The following is an 18478-nucleotide window of genomic DNA, read 5'->3' as shown; positions in this document are numbered from 1 at the left end:
ACGTCCCCGCACACGGCCGCTCCGAGCGACGCTCATAAACGCCGCGGCCGCCAAACACGGGGAAATGACTCGCAAGGACGACTACTACAACCGGGCCAAACAGCAGGGGTACCGCGCCCGGTCCGCCTACAAGCTCAAGCAGATCGACGAGACGGCGGACCTCTTCGACCGCGGGGACACCGTGGTCGACCTCGGCGCGGCCCCCGGCGGCTGGCTGCAGGTCGCGGCCGAGGAGGTCGGCGAGGGCGGGACCGTGATCGGCGTCGACCTCCAGCGCATCGACGAGTTGGAGTCGGAGGCGGTCGAGACCCTCCGCGGCGACATGACCGAGGAGAAGACGCGGGACAAACTCCGCGACCGGATGGACGGCCGACAGGCCGACGTGGTCGTCTCGGACATGGCGCCGAACATGACCGGTCAGTACGACCTCGACCACGCCCGCTCGGTCCATCTCGCGCGACAGGCGTTCAAGACCGCCCGCGAGGTCCTCGCGCCCGGCGGCGATTTCGTCGTGAAGGTGTTCCAGGGCCGCGACCTCGACGACTTCCGCGAGGAGGTCGGCGAGGCGTTCGAGTACGTCCGCACCGTCTCCCCCGAGGCCTCCCGCGACTCCTCCTCCGAGGTGTTCCTCGTCGGCAAGGGCCAGATCACCGCGCCCGTCGAGGAGGGCGACCGGATCGAGGTCGAGATCGAGAGCGTCGGCAGCGAGGGCGACGGCATCGCGAAGGTGGAGGGGTACACCCTGTTCGTCCCCGGTACGGAGGCCGGCGACACGGTGGAGGTCGTCGTCGACGACATCAAGCCGAAGTTCGGCTTCGCCGACCGCGCGGACGAGTAGGGGTTCGTGGTCGGGCCGATCGCGGCGCTGGTCCTTCTGCGGATCTCCTCGGCCGGAACCGTCCCGCTCGGAGCGCCCCGGCCGGTTTTCGCTGATACGGAACGTGTTCTGCCGCAGAGTCTACCGTGCCGGACAGCACCGCCCCGCACAGCACCGCCCCGCACAGCACCGCGCTCGCCCTGCAACCGCACCGCTGCGGGACGAACCGATCAAAACCCGGCTACTGCCGACCTCCTCGCGAATGCCCTCGCAACTGGCCCGGGAGGAGCGGCGCCGATCCGCGCGTTTCCGTCACACCTTTGCGCCGGGGTCCCGTTTTTATACGCAATGGAGTATCTGGAGCGCCGGGTCGCGCTCGTCGACGAGCGGCTTGAGGCCCTCATCGAGGAGGTCGAGCCGGACGCGCTCTCGGAGCGGCTCTCCCACGTCGTGCTCGCGGGCGGTAAGCGGGTACGGCCGGCGGTGACGGTGCTGGCCTGCGAGGCGGTCGGGGGCGACCCCGACGAGGCGGTCGAGTTCGCGGTCGGCGTCGAACTCGTCCACAACGCCTCGCTGGTGGTCGACGACATCATCGACCGCTCGGACGTGCGCCGCGGGACCCCCTCCGCGTGGGCGGAGTACGGCTACGGCCCCGCCATCGTCGCCTCCGACGGCCTGCTCGGGGAGGCGTTCGCGCTGTTCTCGGCCGACGAGCGCGCGATGCGTATCGTCGCGGAGGCGCTCGTCGAACTCGGCGAGGGCGAGGCGACCGAACTGGTGGACCGCCCCGCCAGCGAGCCGGAGTACATGACGCTCGCGCGGCGGAAGACGGGCGCGCTGTTCCGCGCGGCCGCGGAGTTGGGTGCGGTCGCGGGCGGCGCGGACCCGTTCGTCGTGGAGTCGTTCGGCGACTACGCCGAGCGCGTCGGCGTCGCCTTCCAGATCCGCGACGACGTGCTCGACGCGACCGCCGACGCCGAGGCGCTCGGCAAGCCAACCGGACAGGACGAGCAGATGGACCGCCCCTCGGTCGTGCAGGTCACCGGCCTCTCGCCGGAGGAGGCGAACGCCCGCGCCCGCGAGCAGTCCGACGAGGCGCTCGCGGCGCTTTCGGCGACCGAACTCGACGAGACCGCCGCGATGGGCTACCTGCGGGACCTCGCGGAGTTCGTCGTCGTGCGGGAGCGCTGACCCGGCCGGTCGCACCACCGTCCTCGGCGGTGCCAACGCAGCACACGGACGTGTGCAGGAATCGCGTCGGTACGCATCGACGTGTTCATACTTGTGCAACCACGTAATCCGGGGCATGAACCGCGCAGAGAAGGCCGCCCTGCAGCTGCAGGCGGTCGCCGTCCTCCGGATGCTGAAGGAGACCCGCACGTACGACGAACTGGCCGAGGTGACCGGCCTCCCCGCCGGCGACCTCAACAGGTACGTCAACGGGCACGTCCTTCCGGGCGCGGAGCGCGCTCGGGAGGTGGTCGAGGGCGTCGGCCGCGACGCCCTCGCCGAGGAGCTGGACGCCCGCGTGGAGTTCGACGAGGAGGGGTACGTCGACAACTCCGCGGTCGTCTTCGACCAGTCGTTCCTCGACCTGGTCGCGCCGGTCGCGGCGGAGTCGTTCGACTTCGAGAGCCCGGACGTGGTGCTCACCGCGGCGACCGACGGGATCACCCTCGGGGCCGCGATGGCCTCCTTCTTCGACGCGCGGCTGGCGTACGCCAAGAAGTCCAAGGAGACCGCCGTCGAGGAGTTCATCGAGTCGCGCCAGCGGCTCGCGTCCGGCATCGAACTCACCTACTACCTGCCCGCCCGCGCCGTCTCCGCGGGCGACACGGTGCTGGTCGTCGACGACCTGATCCGGTCGGGGGAGACGCAGGAACTGCTGCTGGACATCGCCGTGCAGGCGGACGCGGACGTGACCGGCGTCTTCACGCTGATCGCCGTCGGCGACGAGGGGATGGACCGCGCGCGGGAGATCGTGGACGCGCCCGTCGGCGCGCTGGCCACCTTCGAGTAGCCGGATAGGCACGTTCGCGCCGTTTTCTGACGGTCGCACCACACGTCCCGGGAGTTCCGATCCATTTCTGTGTATATCTGCGTATCTCCGACAGCAACGCTTATGTGGGTTATCAGGTGTATGCACAGACATCCACATGGGGCTGACAGACTCCCTGAACGCGTACTTCGACGTCGACGAACACGACTCCGACCTCCGGACGGAGGTGCTCGCGGGATTCACCACGTTCCTGGCGATGTCGTACATCATCGTCGTGAACCCGTTCATCCTCGCGGAGGCCATCCAGATCGAGGGGTACGAGTTCATCGAGGTGGTCCAGATGATCGCCATCGCGACGATCATCGCCTCCGCGGTCGCGACGCTGGTGATGGCCGTCTACGCCAACCGGCCGTTCGCGCTCGCGCCCGGGATGGGGCTGAACGTCTTCTTCGCGGTGACGGTCGTCGGAATCCTGGGGATCCCGTGGCAGACCGCGCTCGCGGCGGTGTTCGTCGAGGGCGTGATCTTCATGGTCCTGACGGCGGTCGGCGCGCGCAAGTACATCATCGAGCTGTTCCCCGAGCCGGTGAAGTACGCGGTCGGGGCCGGTATCGGCGGCTTCCTGCTGTTCATCGGGCTTCAGGAGATGCGCGTGGTCGTCGACGAGCCCGCGACGCTCGTCCAGCTCGGCCCGATCGCCTCCGACCCGTGGTCGATACTCGGCGTCGTCGGCGTCGCGCTCACGCTGCTCCTGTGGGCCCGCGGCGTCCGCGGCTCGGTCATCCTCGGCGTCCTCGCGACCGCGGTGACCGGCTGGGCGCTCACGCTCGGCGGGCTCTTCGACCGCGGGACGATAACCCCCGAGACGCTCCCCGCGGCGCAGTACGACATCACGCCGCTGGCGGGCGCGTTCCTCGAGGGACTCGCGGACATCGACCCCGTGACGTTCACCTTCGTCGTGTTCACGTTCTTCTTCGTCGACTTCTTCGACACCGCCGGCACGCTGATCGGCGTCGGGCAGTTCGGCGACTTCCTCGACGAGGACGGCGACCTCCCCGAGGCCGAGAAGCCGCTGATGGCCGACGCGGTCGGGACCACCGTGGGCGCGATGCTCGGCACCTCCACGGTGACCACCTACATCGAGTCCTCCACGGGCGTCGAGGAGGGCGGCCGCACCGGCCTCACCGCGCTGGTCGTCGCCGCGCTGTTCACCGTCTCGCTCGTCGCCGTCCCGGTCGTGGCGGCGATCCCGGCGTACGCCTCCTACATCGCGGTCGTCGTGGTCGGCGTGATGATGTTCCAGGGCGTCACCGACATCGACTGGTCGCACCCGGCCTGGACCGTCTCCGGCGCGCTGACGATCACGATCATGCCGTTCGCCTACTCGATCGCCGACGGGCTCGCGGCCGGCATCGTCGCCTTCCCGCTCGTGAAGGCCGCGATCGGTGAGGCCGACGACGTGCGCCTCGGCCAGTGGGTGCTCGCGGTCGTGCTGGTGAGCTACTACGTGCTCCAGACCGGCGGCTTCGTGTTCTGAACGCGACCCCGCTCCGTTCCCGGCGGGTTCCCACCGCTTCCGCGCTCCCTTCCGACTGTCCGGACGGCACCGGCGCGCGTTCGCGTGCGCGACGCACGGCACCAACGCCTTCTTTGTCGACACCACCCTACGTTCCGGCGATGACGGACATCACGCTCTACGAACTGGAGGGCTGCCCGTACTGCGCGAAGGTGAAGGACAAGCTCGCGGAGCTCGGGCTGGAGTACGACTCGGTGATGGTCCCGCGCTCGCACGGCGAGCGCGACGAGGTGAAGGCGGTCAGCGGTCAGACCGGCGTCCCCGTGCTCGTCGACGAGGCGCACGGCGTCGAGGGGATGCCGGAGTCCGACGACATCGTCGAGTACCTCGAGGAGACGTACGCGTAGGCGCTGCCGACGACGCCGGGGGGACCGTCCCCCGGCGCCACCGCGGACGGAACGGGTCGGCTTCCGTACTTTTTGCTACTCGTTCCGGACACTTGAGGAGCCGCCGCCGTTCCTGTGCCGTGGGACCGCGGTCCTGTTTATAAGGGGTCGCCGGCCGGAGATACACCTGTAAGGAGGTGCCACCTATGTCCACACAACTCGAGCGCGGCGCGGCGCGTCCGGTGCTCGAAGACGTCGGTCCGGGAGTCGAGTGGTTCAGCGTCGGCCTGCGGGTGCTGATCGGGTGGGTGTTCCTGAGCGCGGGGCTCGGCAAGCTCCTCGGCGGGTTCACCGCGCAGGGCTACCTCGCCAACGTCGACCCCGCGAGCCCCCTGAGCGGGCTCTACGGGGCGATGGCCGCCAGCCCGACCGTGATCGCGGTCGTCGACGTGGCCGTTCCGGTCGGACAGGTCATGATCGGCCTCGGGCTGATCACCGGGACCCTGCTCCGGTTGGCCGCGTTCTTCGGGGCGCTCCAGGCCACGGCGTTCTACTTCGGCAACTGGGACATGAGCGGGGCCTACGAGGTGCTGATGGGCTTTGCCACCTCGGAGCTGATCTACGTCGCGGTGTTCCTCGCGGTCGCCGCGATGGCCGCCGGGCGCACCTACGGCCTCGACGCCTCCATCGAGCGGTACGAGGTCGACGGCGAACCGCTCGTCGAGAAATACCCGCGGCTCCGGTACGTCCTCGGCTGACCGGACGCGACCGGTCCTGACCGGGGGCTGCGGCTCCATTTTTGTCACGCGGCTGCGAACGACGGCGGCCCCACTTTTGTCACGCGGCCGCGAGCGACCGCGGCTGTCGGATGGAAAGGTATAGGGCTCCGACCCTACCACGCCTATCCAAGAGATGACCGAAGAGGGCTACGACCACGCGGCGGTCGAACGACGCTGGCAGGAGGCGTGGGACGACGCGGACGCGTACCGGACGCCGGACGACGTCGAGGACCCGACGTACGTGCTGGGGATGTACCCGTATCCGTCGGGGAAGCTCCACATGGGTCACGTCCGCAACTACACGATCACCGACGCGTACGCCCGCTACCGGCGGCTGCGTGGCGACGACGTGCTCCACCCGATGGGGTGGGACGCGTTCGGCCTCCCGGCCGAGAACGCCGCCAAGGAGCGCGACACCAACCCCCGCGACTGGACCTTCGACTGCATCGACACGATGCGGGGCCAGATGAAGTCGATGGGCTTCGGCTACGACTGGGACCGCGAGGTCACCACCTGCACGCCGGAGTACTACCGCTGGAACCAGTGGCTGTTCCGCCGGTTCCACGAGGAGGGCCTCGTAGAGCGCCGCGACGACGAGGTGAACTGGTGTCCCTCCTGTGAGACCGTCCTCGCCGACGAGCAGGTCGAGGGCGACGACGAGCTCTGCTGGCGGTGTGACACGCCCGTCGAGCAGCGCGAGCTGGAACAGTGGTTCCTGAAGATCACCGAATACGCCGACGAACTGCTCTCGGACATTGACGACCTGGAGGGGTGGCCCGACTCCGTCCGGCAGATGCAGCGCAACTGGATCGGCCGACAGGAGGGGACGACGCTGGAGTTCGAGATCGACGGCCACGGCACCGTCGAGGCGTTCACGACGCGCGCGGACACCGTCCACGGGGCGACCTTCTTCGCGCTCGCGCCGGACCACCCGATCAGCCGGGAACTGGTTGAGGAGGACGAGGCGGTCCACGAGTTCGTCCACCACGAGGCCGACCCCGACGGCGACGAGCCGAACGGCGTCGCCACCGACCTGACCGCGACCAACCCCGTGACGGGCGCGGAGCTCCCGGTGTTCGTGGCGGACTTCGTCCTCTCGGACGTGGGGACGGGCGCGCTGATGGGCGTGCCGGGCCACGACGACCGCGACCACGTCTTCGCCGAGAAGATGGGAGTCCCCATCGAGCCCGTCATCGCTCCCGAGCCGGACGACGACGCGGCCGGGACCGCCCCCGAGGTCCCGGACGTCTCCGAGTCAGCCTACACCGAGGACGGCGTCCTCGTCAACTCCGGCGCGTACGACGGCCTCTCGAGCGCCGAGGCCCGCGAGCGCATCACCGCCGATACCGAGGGCGCCGAGCACACGACCCAGTACCGCCTGCGCGACTGGGGCATCTCCCGCCAGCGCTACTGGGGGACGCCCATCCCGGTCGTGCGCTGTGACGACTGCGGCCCCGTCCTGGTCCCCGAGGAGGATCTGCCGGTCGAGCTGCCGGAGTTCGTCAACACGACGGGCAACCCGCTGGACGCCGCCGAGGAGTGGAAGCACACCACGTGTCCCGACTGCGGCGCGGACGCCGTCCGCGAGACGGACACGATGGACACGTTCGTCGACTCCTCGTGGTACTTCCTGCGCTACGTCTCGCCCGACGTGGCCGACGCCCCGTTCGACCTGGAGCGCGCCAACGACTGGATGCCCGTCGACCAGTACGTCGGCGGCATCGAGCACGCGGTGATGCACCTGCTCTACTCGCGCTTCTTCACGAAGGTGCTGGCCGACGAGGAGGGGCTCGAGCACCGCGAGCCGTTCACCAACCTGCTGGCGCAGGGGATGGTCCAGCTGGAGGGGTCGAAGATGTCCAAGTCGAAGGGCAACGTCGTCTCTCCCCAGCGCATCGTCGAGGAGTACGGGGCCGACACCGCGCGCCTGTTCATGATGCAGGCGGCCCAGCCCGAGCGGGACTTCGACTGGTCCGAGGAGGGCGTCAAGTCCACCTACCGGTTCCTGACGCGCCTCTCGGAGACCGTCGAGGCGTTCGCGGACCCGGACGGCGCCATCGACGCCGACGGCGACGACGACGCGGTCGCGGGCTACGTCCGCGACGAGACCGACGCCGCGGTCGCGGTCGCCACCGAGGAGTACGACGAACTCACGTTCAACGTCGCGCTCCGGGAGGCGCAGGACCTCGTGAAGACGCTGCGGCAGTACCGCGAGTACGCCGACCCCCACGCCGGGACGTTCGCACGCGGGCTCTCCGTCGCGGTGCGGCTGCTGGCCCCGGTCGCGCCGCACCTCGCGGAGGAGCTGTACGCCGACCTCGCAGAGGCGGACGCGGCCGCCGTGGGCGGGGCGGCCGACGAGTCGGGCGACGCGCCCGAGTTCGTCCTCGACGCCGACTGGCCGACCGCGTCGGTCGACCGCGAGGCCGCGGAGATGCGCCGCCGGCTCGTGGAGAACACCCGCGAGGACGTGCGCCAGATCGTCGACGTGGCGGGGATCGAGGACCCCGAGCGCGTCGACGTGGTTGTCGCCCCCGAGTGGAAGTACGACGCGCTGGCGATCGCCATCGAGAGCGACGCCGACAACCTGATCTCGGAGCTGATGCAGGAAGCCCACATCCGCGAGCAGGGCGACGCCGCGGCCGCCTACGGACAGGACCTGCAGGCCGAGCGCGAGGCGCTCTCGGAGACGCTGCCGCCCGAGGCGGAACACGACGCGCTGGAGGCGGCCGCGTGGCTGATCGAGCGGGAGTTCGACGCGCCCGTCCGCGTGCTGACCGCCGACGAGGCCGACGACGCGGTCGCGAACAAGGCCGACCCCGGCCGCCCGGCGATCGACATCGCGGAGTAGGACGCCGGTCGGACCGCGGTTTTCCTTTTTGCGACCCGGCGGTCGGAAATCCGATCGCTGACAGAAAACCCGACTGTTGACAGAAGACTCGGCTGCCGACAGAAGAGCCGGCCGCTGACAGAAAAACCGGACGACGACGGAAAGTCCGACGGAATCAGACCGCTTCGGCCACGCCGACCTCGACGAGGCGCGCGGCCGCCTCGGCGCGGCGGCGGTCCTCCTCGTCGAACGCGCGGGGCTCGGAGTCGCAGACCGCGATGGTGCCGTACTGCTCGCCGCCGACCGTGATGGGGAGGCCGAGGTACGCCTCCAGCCCCAGTTCGGCGTTGGCGTAGATGCCGGCGACGCGCTCGTCGCTCGACGCGTGGGGGATGCTCACCGGGCCGCCGCTGGCGGAGATGGTCCGGCAGAAGGTCTCGGCGGTGTCGAACTCGTCGCCGACGTTCATTCCGGTGTCGATCCGGTCGTCGAGTCCGACGACGGTGAACCGGCCGTCCTCGATCCGGCTGGCGACCGCGAAGGGCGTGCCCAGCGCAACGTTGAGGAGGTCGAGCGCGTCGTTGAGGAGGTCCGGGTCCGCCGGCTCACGGTGCATGACCGAACGTACGGTGGGGATGGAGATAGATGTAGTGGAACGCGAGCGCGGTCGGTACGGCGGCGTGTTCGGTGGCCGGAGGCGGTGCTCACCGGAGCAGCCGCGAGCAGGAGCCGCAGAGGTGTTCCTCCTTCACGTCGACCTCGCGGACGGTCGGCGAGAAGGACATCACGCACTTGGAGTTGTCGCAGTGCTCGAGGCCGACGGTGTGGCCGATCTCGTGGACGACCTCCTTGCGGACGCGGTCGGCGAACACCTCGTCGGTCGGCTTCGTGGAGATGCCGCCGTCCGAGGAGGTCTTGAGCCGGTGGGTCGAGATGACCGAGCCGCCGCCGTTGAGGTACGCCAGTCCGAAGACGTAGTTGCGCCGGCGGTAGAACAGGTCACGCGGCGTGATGCCGATGTTCTTCTCGCCGGTGCCAGCCCGGCTGACGACCTCGATGAGGTCCTCGGCGCGGTACTGGTCGCGCCCCTCGTCGTAGGCCGAGGCCGGGACCGGCTGCTCGTCGTGGATCGTGACCTCACAGTCGTAGACCGACCGCAGCGCGCCGGAGGCTTCCCGCTTGACACGCGCGGAGACCTCCCCCACCGGCACAACGTCAACGAGCATGGAAAGTCGTTTGAAGTCAGCGCGCATAAATCGCACGGCGTGAACCCCACAGCCCGCGGTCGGATCGCGGACCGCCTCTCCGACTTCGAGGCGTCCCTGGAGGTCGGGATCGGCGAGAACGGCGCGGTCGCCGCCGCCCTCCGCGCGCGCGGTCGAGACGTAACCGCGATGGACGTGAGCGACGCCGCGGCCGAGGCGGCGCCCGAGGGCGTCCGTTTCCGCCGCGCGGACGTGACCGAGATTGCGGCGGCCGCGGACCCCATGGCCGCGCTGGCACTGCCGCGTGCGCCCGGCGTCGTGTACGCCTGCAACCTCCCCGCCGAACTCCAGCGGCCGACCCTGCGGCTCGCGGAGCGGCTGGACGCGGTCTGTGCGTTCACGACGCTCGGCTTCGAGGAGCCGGTCGTTCCGATCTGCCGCCGGCACGCGGTCGGGAGCGACACGCTGTACGTCGTCCGCGGTCGGATCGGTTCGGACTGATCGCTCCCTCGTCGGGAGACGCCCCGGCGACCCGGAACGTTTTTTCTCCCACGCGCCGCCTCCGAAGGCATGCAGGTCGACGCTGTCGTGCTTGACATCGACGGGGTGCTCGTCGACGTGGCCGACTCCTACCGGCGGGCCATCGTCGAGTCGGTGCGGCACGTCTACGGGCGAACCATCGACCGCGCGGACGTGCAGGCGTTCAAGGACGCCGGCGGGTTCAACAACGACTGGGAGCTGACGGACGCCGCGGCGCTGTACGTGCTCGCGAGCCGCGAGGGGCTCCGGATGAGCGTCGCGGAGTTCACCGGCCGGATCGCCGAGGAGGGCGGCGGACTCGAGGCCGCCAAGTCGGTCGTCGCCGCCCTCCCGAGCGTCCCGCAGGCCCGCGTCCGCGACCAGTGGGAGCCAGACCGGCTTCGAGAGGTGTTCCAGGCGCTGTACCTCGGCAGCGACCTTTACGGGGAGCTGGAGGGCGGGGAGCCGCCGATCGAGGCGGACGGCTACATCAACGACGAGCCGGTCCTCGTGGAGCCGGAGACCATCGAGCGCCTTCAGGAGCGCCACGACGTCGGCGTGGTGACCGGTCGCCCGGCCGCGGAGGCCGACATCGCGCTCGAACGCGTCGGGCTCGAGGTCCCCGACGAGCACCGGTTCACGATGGACGACCCCGCGCCCGGCAAGCCCGACCCCGAGGCGCTGATAACGCTCGCGGAGCGGTTCGACGCCGACCGCGTGGCGTTCGCGGGCGACACCCTCGACGACGTCCGCACCGCGCGCAACGCCGACGAGGCCGACCCCGGGCGCGTCTACTACGGCGTCGGCGTCCTGACCGGCGGGCTCACGGGCGATGAGGGCCGCCGCAAGTACACCGAAACGGGGGCGGACGCGGTCGTCGACAGCGTCAACGACCTCCCCGACCTGCTGGAGGCGCCCTGAGGTGGCGCGTCCGTGACCCCGACCGGCCGCTTCGTCGTCTGGATGCTCGCGTTCGACTTCCTCGGCTTCGCGGTCGGGAGCGCGGTCGCGGCCGGGGACCCCTCGCTCCAGCCGTACGTCGTCGGCCCCGTCTTCGTGCTCGCGCCGGTCGCGGCGTACCTGACCGTCTACCGCGGCGGCGAGGACCGCCTCCGGGGCGCGCTGGGGCTCCCGCCGGCCGAAGAGGGTGACGCCGACGCGGGAGACGACGAGAGCCGGCAGTGAACCGAGGCGAACCCCGCCGGTCGCGCAACCCCTAAGGCGCGGCCGGGCGCACTGTCCGTATGCGAATCGCGCTACTGGGCGGCACCGGCGACGTGGGGGGCGGCCTCGCGCTCCGGTGGGCTCACGACACGGACCACGAGGTGCTGATCGGCTCGCGTGACCCCGAGAAGGCCCGCACGAAGGCCGAGGAGTACGAGACGGAACTCGACAGCCGCGGCGTCGACGCGAAGGTGCTCGGCTTCGACAACGCGATGGCCGCCGACCGCGCGGACGCCGTCGTGCTCGCCGTCCCGCCGTACCACGTCGGCGACACGGTCGAGGCGGTCGCGGACGGGCTCGACGACGACACGGTCCTCGTCTCGCCCGCGGTGGGGATGAAGCGCGACAACGAGGGGTTCCACTACCACAAGCCCGGCGCGGGCAGCGTCACCCGCATCGTGGCCGAGGCGGCGCCCGAGGGGACGCCCGTGATCGGCGGGTTCCACAACCTCTCGGCGGACCGCCTCTCCAACCTCGACGCCGACCTCGGCATCGACACCCTGCTCGTCGGCGACGACGAGGACGCGAAGGACATCGTCCGCCTGCTCGCCGAGGGGATCGAGGGGCTCCGCCCGCTCGACGCCGGCGGTCTCGCGAACGCGCCCGAGGTGGAGGCGCTGACGCCGCTTCTGGTCAACGTCGCGATGAACAACGACCGCATGCACGACCTCGGCGTCCGCTTCGAGTAACGCGATACCTCGGTCGTGTCTCGGTAGATCCCTCGACAGCGATACTGGGTATAGCGGCGTGTTTGTGTCTTTTTTGTGTCACTGGGCGGTGTTTTTGTGGCTGCTGTCGATCGTGCTGATCGGGACGGCAACACTCAGAAAGCCCCAGCCGGCTCTCTGGACGCGGTTTTTGTTTCTGTTGCAGATCCTGCTGCGTGGAACAACACCATCCAGAAAGCCCCAGCCGGCTCGACCGCGCCGCGCCTCGCTGCGCTCCTCGCTCTCAGCACCGCCCGCTGCGGTGCTTACGTCGTCGGGGCGGGCTCGAGCCGGCTGCCCCTTTCAGTCCCACCCACCGCACCGCAACCGCCCCGCACAGCAGCCTCGCACCTCCCCAACCTCGGCGGCGGCGCGGCCGCGACACCGCACAGCAGGCGGCCGCGCCGCCGCCTCCCTCGCGCGGTCGCGGCGCCACAGGGGCGCCGCGGCGCGCGCCGACAGTACGGCACCGCAACCGCAACCGCAACGCTCCGCGACTGCACCGCACCGCCGCGAGTCTCAGAAAAGCGATGTGTCTGAATCGGTCTGCAACACTCAGTATCGGAATCAGTCAGCACCGAACATTCATCACTCCCGGCTCACACGCTCGGAGACATGGATCAGCAAGACCGCGTCGCCGCGTTTCTCGACGAGCACGACCTCGACGCGCCGCTCGCCTACCGCCTGCTCGACCTCCAGTCGGAGGTCGGGGAGCTCGCGAAGGAGGCGACCGTCTCGACCGACTACGGCGCGGCGCCGGACGGGGTCGACCTCGCCAGCGACGAGGTCGGGGACGCGCTGTTCGCGCTGCTGTCGGTCGCGGCGGCCGCGGACGTGGACGCTGACGCGGCGCTCGCGGAGTCGATGGAGAAGTACGAGCGCCGCATCGCGGAGACGGGCGACGCCGGGTCCGGCGCCTGACGGGCCGCGCTCGCCGCCCCGATTCGTCGAACCCTACTGCTCCGCGCAGTACTCGACGAAGTTCCGCAGAATCTGCAGCCCCGTCTCGCCGCTCTTCTCGGGGTGGAACTGCGTCCCGAACACGTTGCCCGTCTCGTTGGCGACGACCGCCGGGAAGCGGACGCCGTAGTCCGTCGCGGCGACCACCGCGTCGTCGGCCGCGGGGTCCGCGTAGTAGGAGTGGACGAAGTAGGCGTGCTCGCCGTCGACGCCCGCGACGAGGGGGTGTTCGCGCTCGACGCGGAGCTCGTTCCAGCCCATGTGGGGCACCTTCTCGTCCACCTCGAAGCGGCGGTTGGTGCCCGGAATGAGGTCTAACCCCTCCACGTCGCCCTGCCCCTCCCGGTCGGCCTCCTCGCTGGAGGTGAGCAGCATCTGCATGCCGAGACAGATGCCGAACAGGGGGCGGCCGGCCTCGGCGTGTTCGACGAGCGCCTCGCGGTAGGGGCCGGCGTTCTCCATCCCCTCGCGGAACGCGCCCACGCCGGGGAGGACGACGCCGTCCGCGGCCGCGAAGGCGTCGACGTCGTCGGTTATCTCCACGCTCGCGCCGGCGCGCTCCAGCCCGCGGGTGACGCTCCGGAGGTTGCCGAGGCCGTAGTCGACCACGACCACGTCCGCGAGCGCCTCCGCGGGAGGCTCGGGGATGCTCATACCGATACTCGGGCGAGCGGGGAAAAAGCGGTTTCCCTTCGGGCAGTCGGCGGGGCGTCGGGACTCGCCGACCAGGCGCAAGGAGGTAGAAAACGTGACCGCGGCGACCTACTTGAGCAGCGACTCGGCCATCCGCTGCGGGAAGCCGAGCAGTAGGTCGATGAACCCCTGCGTCTCGTCCTCGCCGCGGAGGCGGGACCGGAGCCGCTGGGAGAACATCTCGACGGAGATGATCAACACGAGGATGACGAGGATGGTCGCCATCATGTTGGTGAACGCGAACAGCCCCTGCTGGACGTTGAGTACCTGTCCGAGTCCGCCGCCGCCGATGATCCCGAGCGAGACGGCGATCCGGACGTTGATCTCGAAGATGTACAGCGTCCACGCGATGAAGGGCGTCGTCACCTGCGAGAGCATCCCGAAGACGATGATCTGCGGCTTGTTCGCGCCCGTGGTGCGCATCGCCTCGATGGGACCGTCCTCGATCTCCTCCAGTTCGTCGGTGAACAGGCGACCGAGGTTCCCGATCGTGTCCGTGGCGATGGCCAGCGTCGCGGTCGTCGGGCCGATCCCGCCGAGGGGGACGTAGATGAGCGCCCACACCAGCGCCGGGATGGCGCGGATCGAGGACATCACGCCGCGGAAGATGAAGTTGAACGGGAACGGCGTCACGCGGCCGGAGCCGAGGATGCCGAACAGCAGCGCGAGCGGGAAGCCCATGATCGTGCCGGCAAAGCCCATCGAGAGCGTGATGCCGGCCTCACCGAACAGCGCCAGCGGACCGCCCGTGCTGGGGTCGGTCAGCGACGCCTCCGGGTTGTAGATGAGGTTGCGCTCCTGGATGAACGCCCAGTACTCCAGGAACCCGCCGGGATTGAACGTGATCCACGGGAACCCCTCGACGCTGACGAGGAAGGGGAAGAAGTCCTGCAGCGCCTCGAGGAAGGTGCCGAAGTACTGGGGAAGGTTCGCCTGCAACAGCTCGACGGCGTACAGCGCGTTCGCGAAGAAGTAGCCGACCACGAGGATCAGGAGGCCGGCCAGCAGCGCCCGCACCTTGCGTGCGCGGACGATCCGCTCGTACTGCTCCGTGACGGCGCCGCTGACGTCGCTCGCGTCGATGTCCTCGGGATCGGTCGGGTCGTCGGCCGCGTCGGCCGCGCTCTCGCCGCTCATGCTGTCGCCTCCGATTCCGTGTCCTCGTCCGTCTCCGCGAACATGCCCTCGGTGTCGATGTCGCCGTAGATCTCGTCGATCACGTCCATCGTCACCTCGTCGCGGTAGCCGTCGAACACCTTCTCGCCGTCGCGGAGTCCGATGAATCGCTCGCCGAACTTCCGGGCGAGGTTCACCTGGTGGAGGCTACTGACGGAGGTGAGCCCGCGGCGCTCGGCCGCGGTCCGGAGGTAGCCCATCACTTGCTGGGCGCTTCCCGGGTCGAGGCTCGCGACCGGCTCGTCGGCCAGCATGATGTCCGGGTTCTGAACGAGCGCGCGGGCGATGCCGACGCGCTGCTGCTGTCCGCCGGACATCTGACTGGCGCGCTGACGCGCCTCGTCGAGCAGGCCGACGGTCTCGAGCGCCTGGAGCGCCTGATACTTGTCGGCCTTCGGCTGGAACTGGAGGAGGCTCTGGAGGAACCCGTTTCGGTTGAGCGCGCCGGTCAACGCGTTACCGTACGCGCTGAGCTGCCCGATGATGTTGTGCTGCTGGAAGATCATCGCCGTGTCGTTACGGGGCTGCGTGACCGGTGTTCCGTCGATGCGTACCTCGCCGCTGGTGATCGGGGTCAACCCGTTCATACACCGCAGCAGGGTCGACTTTCCCGATCCCGAGACGCCGAGGACGATCACGAACTCGCCGGACGGGATCTCGAAAGAGACGTCGTTCAACGCGACAGTTTCACCGTAATGTTTGGTGAGACCGTCGACTGTAATACGACTCATGTAGGGTGTAAGAGGGGTTAATCGAGGGGTTAGGAAAGGTCTTCGAACTCGAGACCGAGTTCGTCCATCACGGTCCGGATCATCTCGTAGTCCTCGATGGACCCGTCCTCGACGCCGGTGAACCATAGCGGCTCGCCCTCGTAGTCCTCGCCGTGGCTGAGGTCCTCCTCGGTCACGTTGAGGATCGCCTCCTCGATCTCGGCTTTGACCGGGCTATCCCAGTTGCTCCGGGTCACGAGCGGCGCACGCGGGATGGGGTCGGAGACGGCGAGGAGTTCGAGCTCGACGCCCTCCTCCTCGATCGCGTCGCCGGCACCGCTGTACTCCGCGGAGATGTCGACGAAGTCCTGGGACATCTCCTCGAACTGTTCCTGCGGGACGTAGGGCGCCGAGGAGAACGCGCCCGTACACGCGGCCGCCACGTCCTCGCGATTGACCATCTGGGTGCGGGAGGTGGTGTGATCCGAGTAGGCGGCTTCGAAGTCTTCCGCGTCCCCGTCCGGTGCGGTCCCGACGTCGAGGCCGGCGTCTTGCAGTATCGTCAGCGGCACGAGCGTCCCGGAGACCGAGAGGATGTCGCCGAAGTTGATCTGTTCGCCCTCGAGGTCAGCGAGTCCGCCGATGCCGCTGTCCGGCGTCGTGGTGATCGTCGAGAAGTACTGGGCCGCACCGTACGCGATGCGGATGCCGACCACGTCGACGACGCCTTCGCCCGCGATGACGGCCGAGGGGGAGATGTCCGCGATCTCGCCCTGGTCGTTGCGCATCGACTGAAGCGTCGCGGTGTAGCTGGCCGCGCGCTCCGACTCGATCTCCACGTCGACCTCGGACTCGAGGTACTCGAACATCGGCTGGTACTGCTGTTCGATCTCGACGTCCGCCTCGGCCGGGTTGAGGATGAACTGCGCGGTGGGCGTGTCCGCGACCTCGCCGGTCGTCCCGCCGGATTCGGTCCCGCCACCCGAGCCGTCCTCGGTCCCGCCGGAGGACCCGTCGTCGCCGCCGGTACAGCCCGCCAGCCCAACGGCTCCGGCAACGCCAGTCGTCTTGAGGAACGTGCGCCGATTCGCCGACCACCTGTTGTCGGACATGGGTGTTGAGAGCGACGCACCATTTTTAGTCTTTTCTATGTTTGTAGCGGAGCCGAACGTACGTCTCAATACTCCCTCGACCGACGATCAAACGGGACGGAGCGGCCGCGTGCTGTTTATAAAGATCTTTTCGGTCGGCGGATCGGGAGCCGCGGCTTTCGGTCGGCGGATCGGGAGCCGCGGCTTTCGGTCGGCGGATCGGGAACCGCCGTTTTTGATCGACGGCTCGGGATCAGTAGTCACCCAGTCGCGACTGCCCGCCGGTCCCTTCGGTCGCGCCGGCGAGGTCGGCCGCCTCCGCGACCGCCTCGAAGAACCCCTCGCGCTGGCTCCGGTCGTACAGCGTCGCCGCGGGGTGGACGCACAGCAGGACGCGCCGCGCCGCGCCGCCGACGCGCGCCTCGACGACCGAGCCGGCCGTCGAGGTGATCGCCACGTCGCGGTCGAGCAGATGCTCGCTCGGCACCTTTCCGAGCGGAACGATCAGCTCGGGGTCGACGCGGTCGATCTCCTCGGTGAGGTAGCCCCGGCAGTTCGCGAGCTCCTCGCTCCGCGGGTCGCGATTCTCCGGCGGGCGGCACCGGACGCAGTTGGTGATCCGCACGTCCGCGCGCGCCAGCCCCGCCTCGCGGAGCGCCTCGTCGAGCACGTCGCCGGAGCGGCCGACGAACGGCTCCCCTTCCTCGTCCTCCGTGGCGCCCGGCCCCTCGCCGACGAACAGCAGGGCCGCGTCGGTCGGTCCGACGCCGTTGACGATGCGGCTCCGGGAGTCGACGAGCGCTGGGCAGCGCTCGCACTCGCGCACGCAGAGGTCGTCGTCGAGGCCTCGGGCGGGGGCGTCGTCGCTCATGTTCGACCGAGCGCGGCCGAGCCTCAAAAACGGGGTTGGTTCGGGAGCGCGGCCGCCGCCGGTGGACGTCACCGCTCCGGCGCGTCGTGGTACGCCCGGGCGGCGATGCGGGCGGCCCGCACCGGTTCGGGTCGGCGCCCCTCCCGCGTCAGTTCGCGGACGACCGCAGCCGCGTCCGCGTCGGCCAGTCCGACGGCGCGGACGTACAGCGTCCGGTCGCCGACCGCGACCGCCCGCCGCGGCGGCAGCGACCGGTAGACCGCCAGTCGGTCCTCGAGCGCGTCACCGGAGAACTGTTCGCGGAGCGCCCCCGCCAGCCCCTCGCTCTCCTCGAAGGAGACCGAGAGAACCGGGCGGTCCACGGTCTCGTGAAGCGCCTCGAGGTCGATCAGGTTGAACCACGCGGGCGCGACGCCCGCACAGAGGACTCGGTGAACGTCCTCGCGGTCGAGTCTGTCGAAAAGCGCGGCGACGCTCGCGGTCGCGTCGCGACCGCCCACGGAGCACCCGCCGTAGGCGAGTCCGTCGAGGACGCCGTCGGCACGGACGACGGCGCCCGCGATGCGGCTCCGCTCGTCGGCGTCGCGGAAGGCGACCCCGAGCGAGCGGCTACCCGGTTTCACCTATTCGTCCGACTTGATGTCCGCCAGTCTGTCGAGGAGTTCGTCGTTCGAGGCGCCGTTCTCGAAGTTGATGTCTCCCTCGTGGGAGGCCTGAGACGTTCGGACGCCGTCGTCGTTCTCGAAGTCGGCGTCGAGGTCCTGGTTCTCCTGTTCGGATTCATCGTAGCTCCCAAAGCCCATACACTTGCGTATAGACGATCAGCACGGAAAAACCCCCGGGACGATGTGAACACGCCCCACGACCGCGCCCCACGACTGCGCCCTCACGACCGCGCTTCACGACTGCGTCCCCACGACCGCGCTTCACGACTGCGCCCCCACGACCGCGCCTTCACGACTGCGCCCCCACGACCGCGCTTCACGACTGCGTCC

The 18478-nt window shown here is 69.6% G+C and carries 21 protein-coding genes; 12 read left to right on the top strand and 9 right to left on the bottom strand.

The window, feature by feature from the left end; all coding sequences use genetic code 11:
* Window positions 1-64: 64 nt before the first annotated feature.
* From ACQE3L_RS04820 to leuS, 7 genes are all read left to right on the top strand, one after another.
* A complete protein-coding gene (locus ACQE3L_RS04820) occupies window positions 65-838 on the top strand; it encodes a 23S rRNA (uridine(2552)-2'-O)-methyltransferase (protein ID WP_426962646.1) in 774 nt (257 codons plus the stop codon).
* A gap of 327 nt (window positions 839-1165) precedes the next feature.
* Window positions 1166-2008, top strand: a complete 843-nt coding sequence (locus ACQE3L_RS04815) for a polyprenyl synthetase family protein (RefSeq protein ID WP_426962645.1) — start codon at window positions 1166-1168, stop codon at window positions 2006-2008.
* A gap of 115 nt (window positions 2009-2123) precedes the next feature.
* Window positions 2124-2837 carry a phosphoribosyltransferase family protein gene (locus tag ACQE3L_RS04810; protein WP_426962644.1) on the top strand — a complete coding sequence of 238 codons (714 nt, stop codon included), beginning with the start codon at window positions 2124-2126 and terminating at the stop codon, window positions 2835-2837.
* A gap of 136 nt (window positions 2838-2973) precedes the next feature.
* Window positions 2974-4353, top strand: a complete 1380-nt coding sequence (locus ACQE3L_RS04805; RefSeq protein WP_426962643.1) for an NCS2 family permease — start codon at window positions 2974-2976, stop codon at window positions 4351-4353.
* Window positions 4354-4493: 140 nt separating this feature from the next.
* Entirely contained in the window at window positions 4494-4739 is a 246-nt protein-coding gene (locus ACQE3L_RS04800; RefSeq protein ID WP_426962642.1) for a glutathione S-transferase N-terminal domain-containing protein, read from the top strand.
* Window positions 4740-4924: 185 nt separating this feature from the next.
* Window positions 4925-5476 carry a DoxX family protein gene (locus ACQE3L_RS04795; RefSeq protein ID WP_426962641.1) on the top strand — a complete coding sequence of 184 codons (552 nt, stop codon included), beginning with the start codon at window positions 4925-4927 and terminating at the stop codon, window positions 5474-5476.
* 154 nt (window positions 5477-5630) lie between these two features.
* On the top strand, window positions 5631-8348 hold the full coding sequence (gene leuS / locus ACQE3L_RS04790; protein ID WP_426962640.1) for a leucine--tRNA ligase: 2718 nt from the start codon (window positions 5631-5633) through the stop codon (window positions 8346-8348).
* Window positions 8349-8502: 154 nt separating this feature from the next.
* Here the strand turns inward: leuS and ACQE3L_RS04785 are convergent, their stop codons facing one another.
* Both ACQE3L_RS04785 and ACQE3L_RS04780 read right to left on the bottom strand, forming a co-directional pair.
* Window positions 8503-8943, bottom strand: a complete 441-nt coding sequence (locus ACQE3L_RS04785; protein WP_426962639.1) for a GAF domain-containing protein — start codon at window positions 8941-8943, stop codon at window positions 8503-8505.
* An 88-nt stretch (window positions 8944-9031) separates the two neighbouring features.
* Entirely contained in the window at window positions 9032-9553 is a 522-nt protein-coding gene (locus tag ACQE3L_RS04780) for an archaemetzincin family Zn-dependent metalloprotease (protein ID WP_426962638.1), read from the bottom strand.
* A gap of 39 nt (window positions 9554-9592) precedes the next feature.
* Between ACQE3L_RS04780 and ACQE3L_RS04775 the strand changes: the two genes are divergently transcribed.
* From ACQE3L_RS04775 to ACQE3L_RS04755, 5 genes are all read left to right on the top strand, one after another.
* Complete coding sequence (locus ACQE3L_RS04775) at window positions 9593-10033, top strand: UPF0146 family protein (protein WP_426962637.1); 441 nt, start codon at window positions 9593-9595, stop codon at window positions 10031-10033.
* Window positions 10034-10102: 69 nt separating this feature from the next.
* On the top strand, window positions 10103-10972 hold the full coding sequence (locus ACQE3L_RS04770; protein WP_426962636.1) for a TIGR01548 family HAD-type hydrolase: 870 nt from the start codon (window positions 10103-10105) through the stop codon (window positions 10970-10972).
* 12 nt (window positions 10973-10984) lie between these two features.
* Complete coding sequence (locus ACQE3L_RS04765; RefSeq protein ID WP_426962635.1) at window positions 10985-11236, top strand: DUF7534 family protein; 252 nt, start codon at window positions 10985-10987, stop codon at window positions 11234-11236.
* 59 nt (window positions 11237-11295) lie between these two features.
* Complete coding sequence (gene npdG / locus ACQE3L_RS04760; protein WP_426962634.1) at window positions 11296-11964, top strand: NADPH-dependent F420 reductase; 669 nt, start codon at window positions 11296-11298, stop codon at window positions 11962-11964.
* A 633-nt stretch (window positions 11965-12597) separates the two neighbouring features.
* On the top strand, window positions 12598-12903 hold the full coding sequence (locus tag ACQE3L_RS04755; RefSeq protein WP_426962633.1) for a MazG-like family protein: 306 nt from the start codon (window positions 12598-12600) through the stop codon (window positions 12901-12903).
* 33 nt (window positions 12904-12936) lie between these two features.
* On the opposite strand, the gene hisH is transcribed toward ACQE3L_RS04755, so the two are convergent.
* From hisH to ACQE3L_RS04720, 7 genes are all read right to left on the bottom strand, one after another.
* Window positions 12937-13596, bottom strand: a complete 660-nt coding sequence (gene hisH, locus ACQE3L_RS04750; protein ID WP_426962632.1) for an imidazole glycerol phosphate synthase subunit HisH — start codon at window positions 13594-13596, stop codon at window positions 12937-12939.
* Window positions 13597-13704: 108 nt separating this feature from the next.
* Window positions 13705-14772 (bottom strand): phosphonate ABC transporter, permease protein PhnE, encoded by a 1068-nt coding sequence (gene phnE / locus ACQE3L_RS04745; protein ID WP_426962631.1) that lies wholly within the window; start codon window positions 14770-14772, stop codon window positions 13705-13707.
* Window positions 14769-15542, bottom strand: coding sequence for a phosphonate ABC transporter ATP-binding protein (phnC, locus tag ACQE3L_RS04740; RefSeq protein WP_426962630.1), 774 nt, complete (start codon window positions 15540-15542; stop codon window positions 14769-14771). The genes phnE and phnC overlap by 4 nt, the downstream gene beginning before the upstream one ends.
* A gap of 29 nt (window positions 15543-15571) precedes the next feature.
* A complete protein-coding gene (locus ACQE3L_RS04735; protein WP_426962629.1) occupies window positions 15572-16633 on the bottom strand; it encodes a substrate-binding domain-containing protein in 1062 nt (353 codons plus the stop codon).
* A 232-nt stretch (window positions 16634-16865) separates the two neighbouring features.
* Entirely contained in the window at window positions 16866-17483 is a 618-nt protein-coding gene (locus ACQE3L_RS04730; protein ID WP_426962628.1) for a uracil-DNA glycosylase, read from the bottom strand.
* 68 nt (window positions 17484-17551) lie between these two features.
* Window positions 17552-18106, bottom strand: a complete 555-nt coding sequence (locus ACQE3L_RS04725; protein ID WP_426962627.1) for an endonuclease dU — start codon at window positions 18104-18106, stop codon at window positions 17552-17554.
* Window positions 18107-18286 (bottom strand): DUF5786 family protein, encoded by a 180-nt coding sequence (locus ACQE3L_RS04720; protein ID WP_426962626.1) that lies wholly within the window; start codon window positions 18284-18286, stop codon window positions 18107-18109. It lies immediately after the preceding gene.
* Between the last annotated feature and the right edge of the window lie 192 nt (window positions 18287-18478).

Source organism: Haloparvum alkalitolerans (genome assembly GCF_050122995.1).
Taxonomy (GTDB): domain Archaea; phylum Halobacteriota; class Halobacteria; order Halobacteriales; family Haloferacaceae; genus Haloparvum; species Haloparvum alkalitolerans.
This window is presented reverse-complemented; position numbering and strand designations above follow the sequence as displayed.

What these genes read in the sequence shown, in the direction of transcription:
- ACQE3L_RS04820 (WP_426962646.1), top strand. Translation starts at nt 65, where the DNA reads ATGACTCGCAAGGACGACTACTACAACCGGGCCAAACAGCAGGGGTAC.
- ACQE3L_RS04815 (WP_426962645.1), top strand. Translation starts at nt 1,166, where the DNA reads ATGGAGTATCTGGAGCGCCGGGTCGCGCTCGTCGACGAGCGGCTTGAG.
- ACQE3L_RS04810 (WP_426962644.1), top strand. Translation starts at nt 2,124, where the DNA reads ATGAACCGCGCAGAGAAGGCCGCCCTGCAGCTGCAGGCGGTCGCCGTC.
- ACQE3L_RS04805 (WP_426962643.1), top strand. Translation starts at nt 2,974, where the DNA reads ATGGGGCTGACAGACTCCCTGAACGCGTACTTCGACGTCGACGAACAC.
- ACQE3L_RS04800 (WP_426962642.1), top strand. Translation starts at nt 4,494, where the DNA reads ATGACGGACATCACGCTCTACGAACTGGAGGGCTGCCCGTACTGCGCG.
- ACQE3L_RS04795 (WP_426962641.1), top strand. Translation starts at nt 4,925, where the DNA reads ATGTCCACACAACTCGAGCGCGGCGCGGCGCGTCCGGTGCTCGAAGAC.
- leuS (WP_426962640.1), top strand. Translation starts at nt 5,631, where the DNA reads ATGACCGAAGAGGGCTACGACCACGCGGCGGTCGAACGACGCTGGCAG.
- ACQE3L_RS04785 (WP_426962639.1), bottom strand. Translation starts at nt 8,943, where the DNA reads ATGCACCGTGAGCCGGCGGACCCGGACCTCCTCAACGACGCGCTCGAC.
- ACQE3L_RS04780 (WP_426962638.1), bottom strand. Translation starts at nt 9,553, where the DNA reads ATGCTCGTTGACGTTGTGCCGGTGGGGGAGGTCTCCGCGCGTGTCAAG.
- ACQE3L_RS04770 (WP_426962636.1), top strand. Translation starts at nt 10,103, where the DNA reads ATGCAGGTCGACGCTGTCGTGCTTGACATCGACGGGGTGCTCGTCGAC.
- npdG (WP_426962634.1), top strand. Translation starts at nt 11,296, where the DNA reads ATGCGAATCGCGCTACTGGGCGGCACCGGCGACGTGGGGGGCGGCCTC.
- ACQE3L_RS04755 (WP_426962633.1), top strand. Translation starts at nt 12,598, where the DNA reads ATGGATCAGCAAGACCGCGTCGCCGCGTTTCTCGACGAGCACGACCTC.
- hisH (WP_426962632.1), bottom strand. Translation starts at nt 13,596, where the DNA reads ATGAGCATCCCCGAGCCTCCCGCGGAGGCGCTCGCGGACGTGGTCGTG.
- phnE (WP_426962631.1), bottom strand. Translation starts at nt 14,772, where the DNA reads ATGAGCGGCGAGAGCGCGGCCGACGCGGCCGACGACCCGACCGATCCC.
- phnC (WP_426962630.1), bottom strand. Translation starts at nt 15,542, where the DNA reads ATGAGTCGTATTACAGTCGACGGTCTCACCAAACATTACGGTGAAACT.
- ACQE3L_RS04735 (WP_426962629.1), bottom strand. Translation starts at nt 16,633, where the DNA reads ATGTCCGACAACAGGTGGTCGGCGAATCGGCGCACGTTCCTCAAGACG.
- ACQE3L_RS04730 (WP_426962628.1), bottom strand. Translation starts at nt 17,483, where the DNA reads ATGAGCGACGACGCCCCCGCCCGAGGCCTCGACGACGACCTCTGCGTG.
- ACQE3L_RS04720 (WP_426962626.1), bottom strand. Translation starts at nt 18,286, where the DNA reads ATGGGCTTTGGGAGCTACGATGAATCCGAACAGGAGAACCAGGACCTC.